Here is an 18624-nt window from a genome sequence, read left to right as displayed (position 1 = left end):
GATTACTGAAACTCCTGCAAATTCCAGTTACCGATATCTGCGCCAGCGCCCTCCCCGTTTTCCTGACCATCTGCTCCCAGGGTATAAACATCAAACAGCCCTTTTTCACCCGGGCTGAGATACTGATAATCATTGCCCCACGGATCTTTTGGCAGTCGTTTGATGTATCCACCGGTACGGTAGTTGCGGGCGTCCGCCATATTGGCTGGCTGCTGGATCAGCGCCTCCAGTCCCTGTTCGGTGGTCGGATAACGCCCGTTATCCAGTCGGTACATATCCAGTGCGTTTTCCAGCGCCACGATATCGCTGATGGCTTTTTGCCGATCGGCTTTCTCTTTGTTGCCCAGCAGGTTAGGCACTACCAGACTTGCCAGGACGCCAAGAATAACAATCACCACCATCACTTCCAGCAGGGTAAAACCTGCCCGTGGTTTTTGTGTGCGGGATAACGAATTCATGTGATAACTCCGTAAATTACATTCCAACCATATTGTTCAGTTGCAGCATCGGTTCGAGGATGGCGATGACGATAAACAGCACCACACCCGCCATCATCACCACCAGCGCCGGCTCAAACAGCCCTAACGCCAGCCCCACCTGTGTATCAAATTCCCGTTCCTGGTTGACCGCGGCCTGTTCAAGCATGGTTTCCAGCTCGCCGCTCTGTTCGCCGGAGGCGATCATGTACAGCATCATCGGTGGAAACAGGCGCAGATCCGCCAGCGCGGCGCGCAGGCTGCTTCCTTCGCGGACGCGATCTGCCGCCAGCAGCAGTTGTTGCTCGACATAACGATTTGCCGACACGGCGGCGGCGGTCTGAATGCCTTCCAACAGCGGAACACTGCTGGCGGTGAGGATGCTTAACGTGCGGGAAAAACGCGCCGTATTCAGTCCGCGCGCAACACGCCCCGTCACGGGCAGGCGCAGCAAGGTTTTATCCCAGCGCAGGCGCATCGCAGGATTTTTGAGTAACCGTTGCCCCAGCACCAGAAGCCCCAGCAAACCCGCCAGCCAGTACACGCCGCTGGCCTGTAACGCGTCGCTCATAGCGATGAGCATTCGGGTGGAGGCGGGTAGCGCGTGTCCGAGATGATCAAACTGTTCGATAATTTTCGGCACCACTGCCGTCAGCAAAATAGTGACTACGCCCGTTGCCACCACCAGCAGAACCAGCGGATAGAGCATGGCCTGCAGCAGGCGTGATTTCAGACGCTGCCGCTGTTCGGTGTAATCCGCCAGGCGATTGAGCACCACGTCGAGATGTCCGGATTTTTCTCCGGCAGCGACCATCGAACAAAACAGGGAGTCAAAGACGCGGGGATGTTCGCGCAGGCTGTCCGACAGGGTATAACCTTCCTGAATCCGGCTGCGCAGCGCCATTCCGAGGCTTTTTACATGCAGTTTTTCGCTTTGCTCACTGACCGCCTGTAAGCAGGTTTCCAGCGGCATTGCTGCCTGCACCAGCGTTGCCAGTTGACGAGTGAACAGCGCCAGATCTGCCGTCGCCACGCGACGATGTGCGTGCCGCCGACGCTGCAACAATCCCCCTGCCGATGCATTCATCCGGGCTTCAATGTGCACGGGAATGAGGTCTTTACCGCGTAACAATTGACGGGCATGACGCGCGGAATCCGCCTCAATCATGCCTTTGGTTTTGCGACCATTACGCTCCAGCGCCTGATAGTAAAACAGTGCCATTACGCCTCCATGGTTACCCGCAGAACTTCATCGAGAGAGGTTTCTCCGGCGAGCACTTTCTCAATGCCGTTACTGCGGATACCCGCAGAGTGTTGCCGGACATAACGTTCCAGCTCCAGTTCCCCGGCCTGACGGTGGATCAAATCACGCAATGTGGCGTCCACCACAATCAGTTCATGGATGGCAGTACGTCCGCGAAAACCTTTGTGATTACAGGCGGGGCAGCCCTGCGGATGGTACAGCGTGACGGCATGCGTATCGGAGATCCCCATAAGACGTTTTTCTTCGTCGGTGGCAGGCGCGGCCTGACGGCAGTCGGAGCACAGCGTGCGGACCAGTCGCTGCGCCATCACGCCCGTCAGACTGGAAGAGAGCAGGAAAGGCTCCACGCCCATATCCTGCAAACGTGTGATCGCCCCCACCGCTGTGTTGGTATGCAGCGTGGAAAGTACCAGGTGTCCGGTCAGTGAAGCCTGAACAGCGATTTCTGCGGTTTCGGTATCGCGGATTTCACCGACCATCACCACATCCGGGTCCTGACGCAAAATTGCGCGCAGGCCACGGGCGAATGTCATGCCGACGCGGGTGTTAACCTGCGTCTGACCGATCCCTTCAATCATGTATTCGATAGGGTCTTCAACCGTGAGAATGTTACGCGAGTGGTTGTTCAGCTCCTGCAATCCAGCGTACAGCGTGGTGCTTTTGCCGGAACCGGTCGGCCCCGTCACCAGAAAAATGCCGTGCGGTTTGTGTAACAGCTGGCGCAACTGCGCAGTCAGTTCGAGACTTAAACCCAGACGCTCCAGCGTCAGGCGAGCCTGGTTTTTGTCCAGCAGTCGCAGCACCACCCGTTCTCCCCAGGCGGAAGGCATGGTAGATACACGGACGTCAATCGCCCGACCGCCCAGCAGCAACGCAATACGGCCATCCTGCGGTACGCGCTTTTCGGCAATATCCAGTCGCGCCATCACCTTGATACGCGAGACCAGCAGCGAGGCCAGTTTACGACCGGGGCGCAACATTTCATGTAATGTGCCGTCAACACGAAAACGGATCACCAGACTCTTTTCAAACGTCTCAATGTGGATATCCGAAGCGCCTTCTTTGATTGCCTCTGCCAGCATGGCGTTGATCAGTTTGATGATCGGCGCATCGTCGTCACTTTCCAGCAGATCTTCCGTTTCCGGCAGTTCTTCAGCGAGGGTAAAAAAGTCCTCGGCGGAACCGAGATCTTCCATCAGCTGGCGAGCTTCGGAAGAGTCCCGCTGCCAGACCGCATTCAGCCGCTGTTCAAATTCGGCCTCGTCGATTTGCCGCAGCGTAAAGGGCGCGTTCAGCCCCCGTTGTAGCTCCTGCAAAACAGAGAGCGACAACGGATGAACATGGAGGATCTCCAGCGACGCTTCGCACCATGCCACCAGGCTAAACCGACGGCTGAAACTGTAGGGCAGACGCACGGTGTTAGCGGTGGTTTCCTGTGCTACAGGCACCATTAACGCGTTCTCCCGGCATTGAGGAACGCGCGTACTTCCGGCGGTAAGGCCTGATTTTGCGCTGGCAATATCGGCTGCGCGGTGTGCGGCATCAGGCTTAAGCCTTGCTCATCGCGGTAGATTTGCTCAGCGCGCATGTAGTTATATTTGCGCTGCGACACGCCGTCTGCCGCCATACCGTCACGCAAAATGGTCGGGCGGATAAACACCATCAGGTTACGTTTTTCTTTTTTATCCGCCGTCGATTTAAACAGGTTACCAATCACTGGGATATCGCCCAGCAGCGGCACTTTCGCCACGCTTTCTCCCGCCTGGTCGTCCATCAGACCGCCAAGCACGATCAGCTCACCATCGTTAGCCAGCACGGTGGTTTTCAGTTTGCGCTCGCCAAACACGACATCGAGACTGGTCTGCCCTTCCACTTTCGAGACTTCCTGCTCAATCACCATCTGTACCGCGTTACCTTCGTTAATCTGCGGCGTGACTTTCAGCATGATGCCGACTTTTTTCCTCTCTACCGTATTGAAAGGATTGCTGTTATTGGAACCAACGGTAGAGCCGGTTAATACCGGAACGTCCTGGCCCACCATGAAGAAGGCTTCCTGGTTGTCCAGCGTGGTGATACTCGGCGTGGAGAGCACGTTCGAGCTGGAGTCGTTTTTGACCGCCTGTACCAGCGCCATCCAGTCGCCTTTCACCACGCCAACCGCCGTACCGCTAAAGCCAGAAAGAAGCTGAGCGAGCGTGGAGAGATCGCCGTTAGTATCCGGATTTATGGTGGTAGCACCGTTTTCGCTGATCACCGTGGAACCTTTCTGCGGCTTGGCTGCAGAAATCGCTGCCCCCAGCGTACCAATAGGGATTTGCGTACCGTTGGCAAACTGCATTAATCCGGCATCTTTTGACCCCCACTGCACGCCGAAGTTGATATTGCTGCCTTCGGCAACTTCCACGATTAACGCCTCGACATGCACCTGAGCACGGCGAATATCCAGTTGTTCAATCACGCTTTGCAGCGACTGCATAATGTCCTGCGGCGCAGTAACAATCAGGGCATTACTGTGTTTGCTGGCGGCGATGGAGACAACCTCACGCCCGCTACCAACTGTGCCTTCCGCCTCTTCTTTAGCCGCCGTGAGCGTACCGCTGACCTGCTTCAGCACATCGACCAGATCTTCGGCTTTGCTGTATTTGAGATAGAACACCTGGCTGTTGCCGCTGCGCTCCATTTCTGAATCCAGCCGACGGATCAGACGGCGCATTTTGTCTCGCGTGGCGGGGTCACCACTGACAATCACGCTGTTGGTGCGTTCATCGGCGACAATTTGAGATTTCAGCGTTGCTGGCTGGTTCTCGCCGCTGTTTTTGGTCAGGCTTTCCAGCACGCGGGCAATTTCCGAGGCTGAGGCGTTATCCAGCGGGATCACCTCTTCGGTGCGATTACCCGCGTGATCCACGCGCTGGATCACTTCCGTCAGGCGCTCCACAACGGAGGCGCGTCCGGTAAGCATAATCACGTTGGAGGGATCGTAATTAACAACGTTGCCTGAGCCTGCGCTGTCAATCATCTGGCGCAGAATCGGTGCCAGCTCGCGTACCGACACATTGCGTACCGGCACGACTTTGGTGACCATTTCATCGCCCGCGTAGTTGTCACTGCCTTCACCGACCAGCGGCAGCGGCTCGACTTTCGCGGCGCTTGATTTCACCACCTTCAGCACGTCGTTTTCCATCGGTACGACCGCATACCCCTGTGCTTCCAGCAGGTTAAGGAATAACTGGTAATACTGGCGTTCATTGAGCGGAGTCATAGTGCGAATACTCACTTTCCCCTGAACGCCCGGCCCCATAATGATGGTTTTATTAAGGTTAGCGCCGACGGTTTCGATGAACGATTTCAGGTCGGTATCTTTAAAATTAGCGGTGAAAGTGGCTTCTTCCGCCCAGACCGGTGAACTACACAATGCCGCTGCCAGCATCAGCGGCAGTAAACGCTTTTTTGTTTTGAGGCCAGTTGTCTTCTTACGCCAGATAGACAACGTCATATCACGCCAAAACACGATGAATGATTCTCCTGGATTAAATGCGGTTAGCGCAGTGCGATGGAAATGTCGTAGCGCGCACCCTTGCGTAAAACCGTAAGTTGAATGGAATCCATTGAAGGTAACTGCCGCATCAGAGCAATCATTGCTCGTGGATCAGTGAAATCCTGCTGATTTAGCGCAATGGCGATATCGCCTTCCCTGAAACCGCTGGCATCGAACAGAGAACGATCTGCCCCCGGCTTCACTGCATAACCGACAATTCCCTCCTTACGCACAGGCGTAAGCTGGATATAGTTAAAAATTTTCTGCGGATCTTTCGCCAGTGCCTGACGCACGGCAGCCGGGATCTCCACTGGCGCACTGACGACAGGTTCAGCAACAGCTTGCTTTGCTTCGTCGCTGGCGGCTTTTTTGCTGGTCACCGCCACAGGGGGGCGTTCCTCCTCTGCCAGACTCAGACGTTCCATTTTCCCCTGATAGCGCAGCATCACATGGTCGCGGTTGATTTCCTCAATCACTGCGTTGTGAGAGCCAAGCCGTTCACCCTGCAAATAGACCTGCTGTTTGCCGCCTTCTTCAATCACCACGCCGGGTCTGGCACCAAAGGCGATCCCACGCAGCACCACATTAAGACGCGTTTCTGCCACAGGCGCAGATTCAGGTTGTTTTACCGGTGCGGCGACGGGTTGATATTTGCCAAACCAGTTTTGTTGGCTGACTAATTGCACGTCATTTTTATCGAACGGTTTTGCATCCGCACGGAGCGGTTTATTCACCGATGAGGAAACCGCCGTATATTCCGCAGAAAAGGAGAAATAGCGCCAGAGTGAATACGCCATTTTTGCAGAAATAATAAGCAGCATGAGCCAGAACATCCCGCGCACCATTTTTCGCAGATGCTCTTTGTCTGTATTAAGAGATTGTCTCTGGCTAAGAATGTGACGAATTTTAGTCAGCCATTGAATGAGATAAATTCGTGCGTCACGAAAAACAACCCGCGCCAATTTATATCTACCCGACGTTATGCTTTGACTATTCCACAGGTGGTACGATCCAGTTTCCGCTGATACTGGTTACCTGTACGTGTATCATTAATCGTTATGCTGTAATTAATTCCCTCGGTGATCATTAATTTCACCGTTGGGTCAGCGCACATTTGTCGTTGATAGCTGGTTAAAAAGGCGTCAGGTGTCTGCGTGGTCTGAGTACCCGATTCGCTGATAATGGTCATTTTTACCGTCGTGCCACTACTTTGCGCCAGCACTAAGGTATATCCCGCAGATTTAATCGGCAGGTTTTGGCTGATATTTTGCGCCTGTTTTTTCGCCAGTAAACTGGCGTTTTCATTATGGCTGGCGCAGCCACTTAATAATCCTGTAACGCTCAACAATAGCGATATTAATACCCTCCCTGGCATCTGTTTTATCGACATGGTAAATAATCTCTAAGGTTATTAATAAGAGTTAAAATGTCACTTTGATAATGACGTGGTTATCATTAAAACAATGCCTGTAGATAAAGTGTTGCTATACCGCCCAGACTTAAACACGGTCCAAAAGGCAGTGTGGTTGATCCTCTTTTTGTAATAACGGCATATATCAGACCGCAGCATGATGCGATTAAAGCCACATTGGGTAACGACAACGGCCCCACCCATCCACCTAACGCAGCGAAGAGTAATACATCGCCCATGCCTAATGCTTCTTTACGCAGAACTATTCCGGCTATCCAGCGCAGGGAGTAAAAAGTGATAAACCCCACCAGAACGCCGGTGACTGCGTCTTGTAGCGTTAACGGACTCTGCTGCGCCCATGCCGCAATCAGTCCTGTCCACAATACGCCCTGAGTAAAAACATCGGGCAGCCATTGGTTGTCGAGGTCGATGATGCTCGCGGCAATCAGCCACGCGGATAATATCATCACCGCCAGCCCCCATCCACTTTCTGGCCACACCAGACTCGCCAGCAAAAAAGCGAGTGCTGTCAATAACTCAACCAGCGGATAACGCTTGCTGATTTTCGCCTGACAGTCGCGGCAGCGCCCTTTGAGCATCAGCCAGGAGAGCAGCGGAATATTGTCACGAACGCGGATAGTCTGCTGGCAATGCGGACAGTGCGAACGCGGTAGCGCAAGGCTTATTTTTGACTGCGTACTCGGCGTTTCACCATGAAACTCCGCCATTTGTTGGCGCAGCATGATGGGGTAACGCCAAATCACCACATTCAAAAAACTGCCGATGATCAATCCTCCGACGGTTGCCAGTATGGGCATCGCCGCGGGGTATTGCTGAAAAACATCAAAAAGCATGGTTAAAGGTTGTTTGTTGTAACTTGCCGGATGCGGGCCTGCGGGTGTATGCCATATGGCTTTCCTCCAGGCCCGATAAGCTGGCGCATCGGGCATATGTGTTGACCCGATGCGCCTTATATCATGCCGGATGCGGCGTGAACGCCTTATCCGGCCTACAGGCTTACTCGGCAGACATCTTATGCTCGGTAACCTTGTTAATGGTTTCCGGCCCTTTTTCCGGTTTCGGCAGCTTGAGTGACGCCAGCGTGCTGTAAGCCGAAGAGCTCACACCGCCCTGGAAACTCATCTCCGTTGCTCCCGGCAACTGGTAAGCACTTGCACCCGGATTCCATTTCTTAAAGAATTCCGAAAGATCCGCCTGAGCGACCCAGGATGCACACAGCATCAGCGTGTCGGCAGCGTTACCATTGGATTCAGCACAGTAATTCTTGCCACCAAAGGTGCTGTTACCAACATCATCGCCGCGCGCTTTACGGTGCATCAACTGGAACAGGTTCCAGCCCTTCATCCCTTTACGATCGCTGTAGAACTTAGGCAGCTCACCATCTGGATACCACTGTTTGATATCAAAGTTTTCCTCTGCCCACTCCTTCAACTGTGCGTACATCAGCAGACGGTCACCCGCACCGCCGCGCGCCCAGGCCTGACCGTTGCTCTCGTCCAGATATTCCGGCGCGACGGTAATGTCGTCAGCGACACGGTTCATCTTACCGAGATAGCGATCCTGCATGTACAGCGCCAGCACGTTGTTCGCCACTTCAGTTGCACCCGGTACGTTCAGCGGTGTTTCTGCAGCGTTATGACCGACTTCGTGCCAAATCAGCCAGTCGTTCAGCGGCGTCGTCGGCAGCGTGGTGCTGTTCGTCGAGAAGCTGCTGTTCATTACCGGATAACCCGAGTGCGCATCACCGATGGAGATCTGCACATCGTTGGTGAAACGATGCTTGTGCCCCGTCAAGTTTTTATAGGTAAACATCCGGTGCTTACCGTCTTCATCATTACGACCGTAGAAGTCATTCATCGAGCTGGCAAAGGTATCCAGATCTTTAGCGAATTCTGCTACACCACCAGTGAAATTGCTGGCCTCAAGGTTCTTCTTCGGCGTGGTATAGACGAACGACGCAGACTCCAGCTCGCCCAGCGGCGCCGGTGAGTCCAGATCGTTTTTCCATTCGCCGTCTTTATAGAACGGCGCTTTTACTACACCGGTAAAGGTGAAGTTAGCAGAAACATCATCCTTACTGTCGCCCTTGATATAAATCAGACCACCATAAGGCACCTTGAAGGTCACTTCACCGTTAGCCTCCAGAGTATACGTTTTAGTCACTCTTGGCGGACGGTTCAGCGCAACTTCATGCTTCTCACGTCCAGTCAGGTCGTCAGCCAGCGCCACGGTAACAGTCACTGGGACTGACGCCGAAGACTTAATGGTGACGTCCTGCTGGGCCGGTGCCCACAGGCCGGTTGACTGCATGTTACCCGCAAACCATTTGGTCGGATTCGAGTACAGGCTGATGTTTTCCGTAACGCTCTCACCCTTTGCCGATACGGATCCTGGGTACTTCTCCACATCAACCTTAATGTTCAGATCCCACCAGGAACGGCCCAGCATCAGACGCGTCAGCGGTTTTTCCATATAGTTGAGCGGATAGCTTGGGTTCATCATGCCCGCTTTGCTGCTACCGTCACCGTAGATCATGTTGTTATCGACCAGCGATTTTTTCAGATCTGCGGAGCACTTGGTGCCGCCTGCATAGGCATCATTGGCGTAGCAGTTCAGGAACTCGGTGAACGTTTTAAAGCCCAGCTCATCTTCCTTGCCCTCTTCGTAACGATATTTCGTATCGTTCCACAGCCAGACCGACATGTTCTGGTACAGACGTTCCAGATCAACACTGTTCAGACGCTCACCTTTACTGCCTTTGGTACGGAAATAAAGCTCATGCTGATACAGGCGCTGAATGTTGGTGCCTAAATCCGCCGCCTGCACCATCGCTTTCGCGGTGTCGGCGTCAAGATTCAGTTGCGTATAGCGCGGAACATACATGCCACCTGTTACCGGAACATCCGTGCCTGGGCGGCGCTCCAAACAGTTAATCTCGTAATGGTAAGTCGAGTCCTTACACTCCTGTAACCCAGGAAACTTCTCAAAGATTTTTGCCTTTGCCGCTTCCAGAGATTCTTCTGTTGTGTATTCCGCTTCATCAATAAAGGCATAACGCGTTACCTGTTTGCCCTCAACTTCCTCCTGCCAGCTCGCAACTTCCAGTTTCGGCTTGTCATCAGGCTTGTTGTCTTGCTGGTATTTCCAGGTCACTTCCCCTGTATTTGGGTCGATGGTGTACGGCGGTTGCGCGCCGTCTGCAGCAGGATAACGTTCATAAACCCAAATGCCAGTCGCGCGACGCTGACGAACGCGATCCGGATACCCTTGCGGATCGTTGTTCACCACCGATTTGTTCAGAGCCATTGACAGACCCGCGGCATCCAGCAGACGCACAAAACTGGACGCGCTCTCTTCCTTAAGATTGCTCATCACGTTTTCCATGATCAGCACCGAGCCACCTTTGTTCAGATAAGCGATCAGATCGGTCACATCCTGCTGAGTCAGCTTCGGTTTGCTGGTATCTGCACGCAGAGGCACAGCATAGGGATCGCCAGACCACTGAGTCACATATTCAAAGCCGTTGAGGATCAGCAACGGAATCTCTTCCGGATTCAGATCGCCATAGCTGGTCAACTGTTTAACCGTGATACCAGTGAAATCCTCATGGAAAGCAAATGGTGCACTATTTCCCAATACCTGGCCCGCTTTTTTGAAATAAACGTTCTCCAGGTTGGTGCCGACAGTCATGATGCTCTTGGTATTTGGCTGCCAGATGTCATTTGACAAGTAGCGCAGTACGTTCTGCATAAAGTGCTTCATGTCATCAGAATCACCGCTGAGCGTACACTCACCTTTACTATTAACACCACCGCCCCAACTGTAACCGTTCGGGCAACGCAGGATGCTGTTGTAGTGCGGGTTACCGATAACCATCAGTTTGCCTTCACCGACTTGCCCCAGCGAAATAAACGGCAGGTTGAAAGTCGCAGTATCGCGCGTAACGTTCTCTGGCTGCACAATGGAAGGCGCTTCCGTAATGTACGCCAGCTCATTTTTATCCCAGGCGCGTTTTTCGCCAAACGCCAGCCAGTAGTTTTTATCATTACGCGCCATCAGAATCGGGAATGCCGAGTTGGAGATATTTACCACCGCCTGACCGCGCGCGTTACCGGTGCTGCCATAGAAGTTGGTAGAGTCATGGAAGACGTGGAACTTGCTGACAGACTGATAGTTCGTATCCACGCCCCACAGCTTGTTAATAACGCCCTGAATCTGGCCGTCATTAACATTGCGCGTTGTCAGCGAGAACCAGCGAGCCTCGTTACAACCGTCGGTTTTCGCACAAATCGCGGTATCGATCTCTTTGGCCTGACCCGTCTTAAACTGCTCGATAAATTCGTTAGGCAGCACAACGTTTTGATCGCCTTCATCCAGCGTCGCACCGTTGGATAACGAAAGATTGATTATCTCGTTGATCACGTTGGGATATTCGGCAAAGACCTTGCGTACATCGTCCGGAACAACACGAGTATTATTTTGACCAGTCGTCGAATAACGATGAATGAGCTGATCGATATTTGCCCCGCGAACTTCATCACCCAATTCAGTCAGCGCAATGGTCGACTTATTGCCACGTACTGAGCCCAGTTCAAAGGTATCGATACCAAAGGAGATGGTTTCGCCCCAGCTAAAGGAAAATTTACCGTTTTCGTCAGTTACGCCACGGCCTGAATTGGTGTAGTAGTCAACGCCAGCAACACCGTTCCCCAGGCTATCCACCAGTTGGCCTTCGGAAAGAATGATTTCAGTGGGTTGATACTGATAAAACTGTTCCGCGTTAGCCGACACGAAGGACGCGTTCAGATCCGGTTTTGTTCCCTCTGTCGTGACTGGCACTACCGTTGAGGTATGGGTGGACGGCGCTTTATCAGTCGCAGCATTGTTTTCCACCTCTTCATTGACCAGCTTGCTGAAATTGTCTGTTGCCAGATCAATTTGCTTATACAGTTTTTCAAATCGCGCGCGATCAACCACTGACGAGAAAGTAAGACAAAGCTGTTCTGCATCTGCGGGGCAACTGTCGCTGGACGTCACCAGAGAGATGGCGTTGGTTTTCTTATTTTCAGAATTCGCCAGCTCCTGCGCGTCCTCCAGGCTAAACGACACTTTGTCAACCGCACGCAGGCTACGCGCAGCTTCTGACTGGGTGTTGAATGTTGCAATGGTCGTACTGCCCACCACACAACTCACGGTATTGCCTGGCGTAAAGGTAAAGCCATCGCTGGATTCACCATTACAGGTAGCACCAGTTACCCGCTGGCTTCCGCCCAGGGTCAGATAACCCGTTTTCGTAGGAACAGGTTCTGGCTCCGGTTCTGGTGTCGGCTCAGGATCAGGTGTTGGATCCGGCGTAGGTTCTGGGTCCGGCGTCGGCTCAGGTGTCGGCTCCGGGGTTGGTGTTGGATCGGGTTTCACTTCCGGCAAAGTCCCTGATCCAGAATCTACAGACGGCGTATCGGAGGACGATCCTGAACCACCACCATCACAACCGGCTAACAGGGTTGCGCTTAAAATAGCCGCTAAAAGCGATTTCTTATATTTAAATTTCTTATTCATTAATAACGCAAGTGACAAAACAAAGTTAAAAGATTCGTAACCGAGGAAATAGTTTTATGCTTTATCTTCTTTAATAACTTCCTCCATTCTTAAGAAAACGGCATCATTGATAGAAAAACAGGTAAAATTTATAAGAATAACCCCTATTCGATGTCTGGATGGTTATTTTTACGAAATTTCAACAAACAAAAAATTAACAACCATTCACAACGTAACTATATAAATTTGTTGGTAGTTTTAACGATTAAGATTGCAAAAGCAACAGATAGAACGGAGTTTGCTCATCAAGCGAACATAATTAATACAGACTTGTTTTGCGTGATAAAAAATAGATGTTCTCACGCTTTTAATTATTTAGCATGTTATCTGAACGCAAAACATTATTGCTGCATGGATAATAAAGCAGGAAATAATTTTCCATTAATAAGACAGAATAATGTAAACGAAGCCGGATGATATTAACGATCATCCGGCATTATTGACTTACGAAACTAACATCCCGGTAAACACATACGCCTGCAACAGCGTGATAATGCCGATAACGCTGGCAAAAATCAGACTGTGCTTCACGGTGTAGCGGAACAGTTCAGATTCTCGCCCCACCATGCCCGTCGCGGCGCAGGCCACGGCGATAGATTGCGGGGAGATCATCTTGCCAGTTACGCCGCCGCTGGTGTTTGCTGCCACCAGCAGGGTGTCAGAGACGTTGATTTGCTGCGCCGTGGTCGATTGCAGTGAACCAAACAGGGCGTTAGAGGAGGTGTCCGAGCCGGTAAGGAATACGCCCAGCCAGCCGAGAAACGGTGAGAAAAACGGGAACATCACGCCTGTACCTGCCAGTACCAGCGCCAGCGTGGTGGACATACCGGAATAGTTGGTGACGAAGGCGAACGCCAGCACCATGCCAATCGACAATATCGGCCACTTCAGACTAATTAGCGTTTCGGCAAAGACGCCAATCCCTTTCTTGATGCCCACGCCGAGGATGAAGATAGAGATAATCGCCGCAATAAAAATAGCGGTGCCGCCAGCCGAGAGAGGGTCGAATTTAAACACCGCGTCCATTGGCGTTGGTTGGGCGACAATGGGTGCCGCTTTCAACACTTGTTGATGCAAATGAGGGATCTGGAAATTAATCACCAGTGAATAAAACGCGCCGCCCGGAGCAAATAACGCTTTAAACGGCTTCATGGTCCAGATGGTGACCAGCACCGTTAAGATTAAAAACGGTGACCACGCACGAATGATTTGCCCCAGACTATATTCTGAAGGCACGGGACCGCCAGAAGATGGTTTATTCACCACCATCGCACCTGCGGATTGTCCCATGCTGATTGCCGTTTCGGTATTTTTCGGCCGCCAGACTTTAAGGAATAAAGCGAGTGAGACGATACTCACCAGCGCCGAAGTAATATCCGGCAGTTCCGGACCAATATAGTTAGAGGTAAAGAACTGAGTGACAGCGAAGCTTCCCCCTGCAACCAGCGCCGCTGGCCACGTCTCTTTCACCCCTTTCCAGCCGTCCATCATTGCTACCAGCCAGAACGGCACAAGAACCGACAGGAACGGTAACTGACGTCCCGCCATTGCGCCAATGTGGAACGGATCGATTCCCGTTACCTGACCGGCGACCAGAATCGGCACGCCCAACGCACCAAACGCCACCGGCGCAGTGTTGGCAATCAGACACAGCCCCGCCGCGTATAGCGGTTTGAAGCCCAGGCCCACCAGTAGAGCACCGGTAATCGCCACCGGTGCGCCAAAGCCAGCCGCCCCTTCCAGCAGCGCACCAAAGGAGAAACCAATCAGTAACACCTGCAAACGCTGATCGTCGGTGATGGAGATAACCGAGCTGCGGATAATATCGAACTGGCCGCTGGCAACGGTTAATTTATACAGGAATACCGCCGCGACAATAATCCACGCAATAGGCCATAAACCATAAATAAAGCCATAGCCCGCAGCAGCAAATGCCATATCAATCGGCATTTTAAAGGCGAATATCGCAATCAGAATAGATAATATAAGGGTTATTGCTCCAGCGACATGTCCTTTCAGACGTAATACCGCGAGTGCAACGAAGAAGAATATTATTGGGATCAGGGCGACCAGAGCGGATAGCCCCAGTCCTCCCATCGGCATATACATTTGGGTCCAGGTAACCATATTGTTCAGTCTCTTATTATCTTTATATGCTTGATATACTTAAGGTTGTAATAAGCAAAAGAGGACTGAACTGTAAAATATAGGCGTTATACTTTACAGCAACAGTACGCCGCTAACGCAATTGCTACCTCTGGTATAACAAGTATATCGGGTAAGGGTTTCTGTTCCGCACACGCAGGCGCAGAGTATCGTTAAGATGTCCATATTGTTGTTTTAATCCCGCTAGTGATGCGCTACGGGTATTTAATATTGTTAACCCCTGATAATCGCTCCGGTTATTTCCGGGATAAATGTACTACCGCAGTTACTATCATAGCCCCGACAATAAATCTTGCCGGGGCTTTTTTTGACGCTATTAATGATTTTCTTTTTCGCGTAAACGCCATGCGTGTAATAACGGTTCGGTATAGCCGTTTGGCTGTTTCACGCCGAGGAAGATCAAATCGCAGGCAGCTTTAAAAGCACACGAGTTAGCGAAATTCTCCACCATTGGACGATAAGCCGGATCGCCAGCGTTTTGCTGATCAACCACTTTCGCCATATTCTCCAGCGACGCCTGCACCTGATCTTTGGTCAGAATACCGTGACGTAACCAGTTGGCGATATGCTGGCTGGAAATACGCAGCGTTGCGCGGTCTTCCATCAACGCCACGTTGTGAATATCCGGCACTTTTGAACAACCAATCCCCTGCTCCACCCAACGCACCACGTACCCCAGAATCCCCTGCACGTTGTTATCCAGCTCTTGTTGGATCTCTTGCGCCGACCAGTTAGCGTTTTCAGCAACCGGAATAGTCAGCAGATCGTCCAGCAGCGGTTCAAATTCAGCATTGAACTCGGTCTGGGCAATGTTGGCTTGCACGCTCTGTACGTTGGTTTGGTGGTAGTGCAGCGCATGGAACGTAGCGGCAGTTGGCGACGGAACCCAGGCCGTGTTTGCCCCGGCACGCAATTGGTCGCCCTTCTGGCTGTACATGTCTGCCATCAGGTCCGGCATTGCCCACATGCCTTTACCGATTTGCGCTTTTCCACGTAGCCCACAGAACAGACCGGAAAGCACGTTATTACGTTCGTAGGCTTTGATCCACGGCGTCGATTTCATCTGGTTTTTACGCAGCATCGGGCCCGCTTCCATCACCGAATGCATTTCATCGCCGGTACGGTCGAGGAAACCGGTATTGATGAACGCCACGCGGTTGCGCGCCTGAGCGATACAGCTACGCAAGTTCAGCGAGGTCCGGCGTTCTTCATCCATAATGCCCATTTTCAGGGTATTCGGTGCCATACCGAGCATTGTCTCAACGCGGGAAAACAGTTTGTTGGCGAACGCCACTTCCTGCGGACCGTGCATTTTCGGTTTCACAATATAGACGCTGCCAGTGCGCGAGTTTTTCTGCACTTTTAAATCATAGAGGGCAATCGCGCCAGTCATGACACCATCAAGAATGCCTTCCGGGATTTCATTGCCTTCGCTGTCCCAAATCACAGGAATGGTCATCAAATGACCCACGTTGCGGATAAACAGCAACGAGCGTCCGTGCAGAGAAATTTCAGATCCATCGGCGGCAGTGTACTGACGATCGTCATTCAGTTTACGCACGATTTGCCGACCGTTCTTCTCCATTTTCTCTTGCAGAGTCCCCTGCATCAGGCCCAGCAGGTTGCGGTACAGCAGGATTTTATCTTCCGCATCAACCGCCGCAACCGAATCTTCGCAGTCGAGAATGGTACTGATGGCCGCTTCGACGATAACATCGTTGATGTGCGCCGGATCGTCTTTGCCAATCCGCCCGTTGGCATCGATTTGTAGCTCAATATGCAGGCCGTTATTTTTCAGCAAAATGCAGGTCGGCGCAGCAGTATCGCCACGGTAACCGACAAACTGTGCTGGAGTACGTAACGTGGTTTCTTTACCATTTTTCAACTGGATGCGTAATTGTTTATCGACCACCTTAAACGCCACCACATCCTGATAGCTGCCATTTTCCAGCGGTAGTGATTCATCGAGGAAACGCCGAACCCAGGCGATAACCTGCTCACCACGCTGCGGATCGTAGCCGCTGACCATCGCCCCTTCCTGCGGGATGATGTCGCTGCCGTATAACGCATCGTACAGTGAGCCCCAGCGAGCGTTCGCCGCGTTCAGCGCGTAGCGGGCGTTCATCGCCGGAACCACCAGCTGTGGCCCCGCCTGACTGGTGATTTCGCTGTCGATGCCCGTGGTTTCCACCGTAACGTGGTCAGGCTGTGGCACCAGGTAGCCCAGTTCACGCAGGAAAGATTTATAGGCCGCTTTATCTTTTACCGGCCCCGGATTGCTGCGATGCCACTCATCAAGCGCCGCCTGAATGCGATCGCGCTCTGCCAGCAACTGACGATTCTCTGGCGCCAGATCGTGAACGATCTCATCAACATTGTGCCAGAACGCGGCAGCATCCAGTTCCACGCCAGGCAAAACTTCTTCATCCACAAAACGTTTAAAATTGGCGTCAATGCGTAAACGGCCCTGGGTTATGGTTTGACTCATTGTTTATCTCCTCGTTTTCGCTTATTTCGCCAACACCGCTGCTGCCGCTTTCGCGACCTGCGCATCCTGTGCTCCGGTTAAACCAGAAACGCCCACGGCACCAATAATTTGCCCATCCACAACAACCGGTACGCCACCTTCCAGCGACGTCAGTAACGGCGCAGTCACGAACGCGGTACGTCCGTTGTTCACCATCTCTTCATAGCCCTTAGTTTCACGACGCCCCAGCGCGGCGGTACGCGCTTTCTCCTGGGAGATGTAAGCCGCAATCGGCGCGCAATCGTCCATGCGACTTAACGCCAGCAGATGACCGCCGTCATCGGCAACAGCAATGGAAACAGACCAGTTATTTTTCTGCGCCTCTTCCTGACCTGCGGCAATAATTGCACTCGCCATTTGCTGGCTAAGAATGACTTTAGTTTTCATTTTGTTATTCCTTTTCAAGGGCTTGTTCTACAATTTCAATCCAGTGACGCACAGAGGTACGACCGGCGCTCGCCAGATGCGTCTGGCAACCAATGTTGGCGGTGACGATCATTTCCGGTTTGCCGCTTTCCAGCGCATTCATTTTGTTATCCCGCAGCTGGCGTGCCAGATCGGGATGCGTTAACGCATATGTTCCCGCTGAACCGCAGCACAGATGGCTGTCGGGAACGTCCGTTAAGGTAAATCCAAGACGAAGCAACACTTTTTCCACTTCGCCGTTCAGCTTTTGCGCATGTTGTAGGGTACACGGGCAGTGGAAGGCCAGTTTTTTATCGCCGCGAATTGCCAGTTTTTCCAGCGGTTCCTCGCGCAGAAGTTCGACTAAATCGACCGCCAGCTCACTGACCTGACGCGCTTTATCGGCATACAACGCATCGTTTTTCAGCATCTGCCCATACTCTTTGACAAACGCGCCACAACCGCTGGCGGTTTGCAAAATTGCCTCGGCACCTGCTTCAATCGCGGGCCACCAGGCATCAATATTATTGCGCGCCCGCGCTAACCCTTTCTCTTGCGCATTAAGATGATAGTCCACCGCGCCACAACAGCCTGCTTCGTTAGCTGGCATGACGCTGATCCCCAGACGATCCAGCACTCGCGCAGTTGCCGCGTTGGTGTTGGGCGAAAGCGTAGGCTGGGCGCAGCCTTCCAGCATTAAAACCCGACGCTTATGGCGCAGTGGTGGACGCGGTTTAGCTTTCACGGTTTCAGCAGGCAGTTTTGCTCTGACCTGTTCCGGTAAAAACGGTCGCAGCACCAGCCCTACCTGCGTCAGCGCACGGAAGACCGCCGGACGCGGCACTACCTGGCGCAATCCTTCGCGCAGCATTCGCTCCGGCAGTGGGCGTTTCACTTTCTGCTCGACAATATCACGCCCGATATCCAGCAAATTGTGATAACGCACACCAGAAGGACAGGTGGTTTCACAATTGCGGCAAGTGAGACAGCGATCGAGATGCTCCTGTGTTTTAAGCGTGACTTCGTTGCCTTCCAGCACCTGTTTAATCAGATAGATGCGCCCGCGCGGCCCGTCCAGTTCATCGCCCAGAAGCTGATAGGTTGGGCAGGTTGCGGTACAAAATCCGCAGTGAACACAGGCGCGCAGGATGCTGTCGGCTTCCAGCGCGCGCGCGTTCTGCCGCATCTCTTCTGTTAATCGGGTTTGCATAGCCTGCT

General features: G+C 52.6%; 12 protein-coding genes. All 12 read right to left on the bottom strand.

Going from position 1 to position 18624, the window contains the following annotated elements; all coding sequences use genetic code 11:
- Positions 1 to 2: 2 nt before the first annotated feature.
- The 12 genes from gspG to glcF all read right to left on the bottom strand — a co-directional run bounded on the left by gspG (position 3) and on the right by glcF (position 18616).
- Entirely contained in the window at positions 3 to 458 is a 456-nt protein-coding gene (gene gspG, locus EAS44_RS04645) for a type II secretion system major pseudopilin GspG (RefSeq protein WP_001087289.1), read from the bottom strand.
- Positions 459 to 474: 16 nt separating this feature from the next.
- Positions 475 to 1698: a type II secretion system inner membrane protein GspF gene (gspF, locus tag EAS44_RS04640; protein ID WP_001173408.1), complete on the bottom strand. Its 1224-nt coding sequence runs from the start codon at positions 1696 to 1698 to the stop codon at positions 475 to 477.
- Positions 1698 to 3191, bottom strand: coding sequence for a type II secretion system ATPase GspE (gene gspE / locus EAS44_RS04635; RefSeq protein WP_000249340.1), 1494 nt, complete (start codon positions 3189 to 3191; stop codon positions 1698 to 1700). The genes gspF and gspE overlap by 1 nt, the downstream gene beginning before the upstream one ends.
- A complete protein-coding gene (gene gspD / locus EAS44_RS04630) occupies positions 3191 to 5251 on the bottom strand; it encodes a type II secretion system secretin GspD (protein ID WP_001350731.1) in 2061 nt (686 codons plus the stop codon). The genes gspE and gspD overlap by 1 nt, the downstream gene beginning before the upstream one ends.
- 29 nt (positions 5252 to 5280) lie before the next feature.
- Positions 5281 to 6240 carry a type II secretion system protein GspC gene (gene gspC / locus EAS44_RS04625; RefSeq protein WP_001350730.1) on the bottom strand — a complete coding sequence of 320 codons (960 nt, stop codon included), beginning with the start codon at positions 6238 to 6240 and terminating at the stop codon, positions 5281 to 5283.
- Between the two features lie 17 nt (positions 6241 to 6257).
- Entirely contained in the window at positions 6258 to 6668 is a 411-nt protein-coding gene (gene gspS2, locus EAS44_RS04620) for a type II secretion system pilot lipoprotein GspS-beta (protein WP_001298257.1), read from the bottom strand.
- Between the two features lie 65 nt (positions 6669 to 6733).
- Positions 6734 to 7543 carry a prepilin peptidase PppA gene (pppA, locus tag EAS44_RS04615; RefSeq protein WP_000895874.1) on the bottom strand — a complete coding sequence of 270 codons (810 nt, stop codon included), beginning with the start codon at positions 7541 to 7543 and terminating at the stop codon, positions 6734 to 6736.
- Positions 7544 to 7706: 163 nt separating this feature from the next.
- Positions 7707 to 12269 (bottom strand): lipoprotein metalloprotease SslE, encoded by a 4563-nt coding sequence (gene sslE, locus EAS44_RS04605; RefSeq protein ID WP_001034562.1) that lies wholly within the window; start codon positions 12267 to 12269, stop codon positions 7707 to 7709.
- A 483-nt stretch (positions 12270 to 12752) separates the two neighbouring features.
- Positions 12753 to 14435 carry a glycolate permease GlcA gene (gene glcA / locus EAS44_RS04600; protein ID WP_000259302.1) on the bottom strand — a complete coding sequence of 561 codons (1683 nt, stop codon included), beginning with the start codon at positions 14433 to 14435 and terminating at the stop codon, positions 12753 to 12755.
- A 355-nt stretch (positions 14436 to 14790) separates the two neighbouring features.
- The gene (gene glcB, locus EAS44_RS04595; protein WP_000084099.1) at positions 14791 to 16962 is read right to left on the bottom strand and encodes a malate synthase G; all 2172 of its coding nucleotides are present in this window, start codon (positions 16960 to 16962) and stop codon (positions 14791 to 14793) included.
- Between the two features lie 21 nt (positions 16963 to 16983).
- The gene (gene glcG, locus EAS44_RS04590) at positions 16984 to 17388 is read right to left on the bottom strand and encodes a GlcG family protein (protein WP_000853256.1); all 405 of its coding nucleotides are present in this window, start codon (positions 17386 to 17388) and stop codon (positions 16984 to 16986) included.
- 4 nt (positions 17389 to 17392) lie between these two features.
- Positions 17393 to 18616, bottom strand: a complete 1224-nt coding sequence (gene glcF, locus EAS44_RS04585) for a glycolate oxidase subunit GlcF (protein ID WP_001194819.1) — start codon at positions 18614 to 18616, stop codon at positions 17393 to 17395.
- Between the last annotated feature and the right edge of the window lie 8 nt (positions 18617 to 18624).

This window comes from Escherichia coli DSM 30083 = JCM 1649 = ATCC 11775, assembly GCF_003697165.2.
Lineage (GTDB): Bacteria > Pseudomonadota > Gammaproteobacteria > Enterobacterales > Enterobacteriaceae > Escherichia > Escherichia coli.
This window is presented reverse-complemented; position numbering and strand designations above follow the sequence as displayed.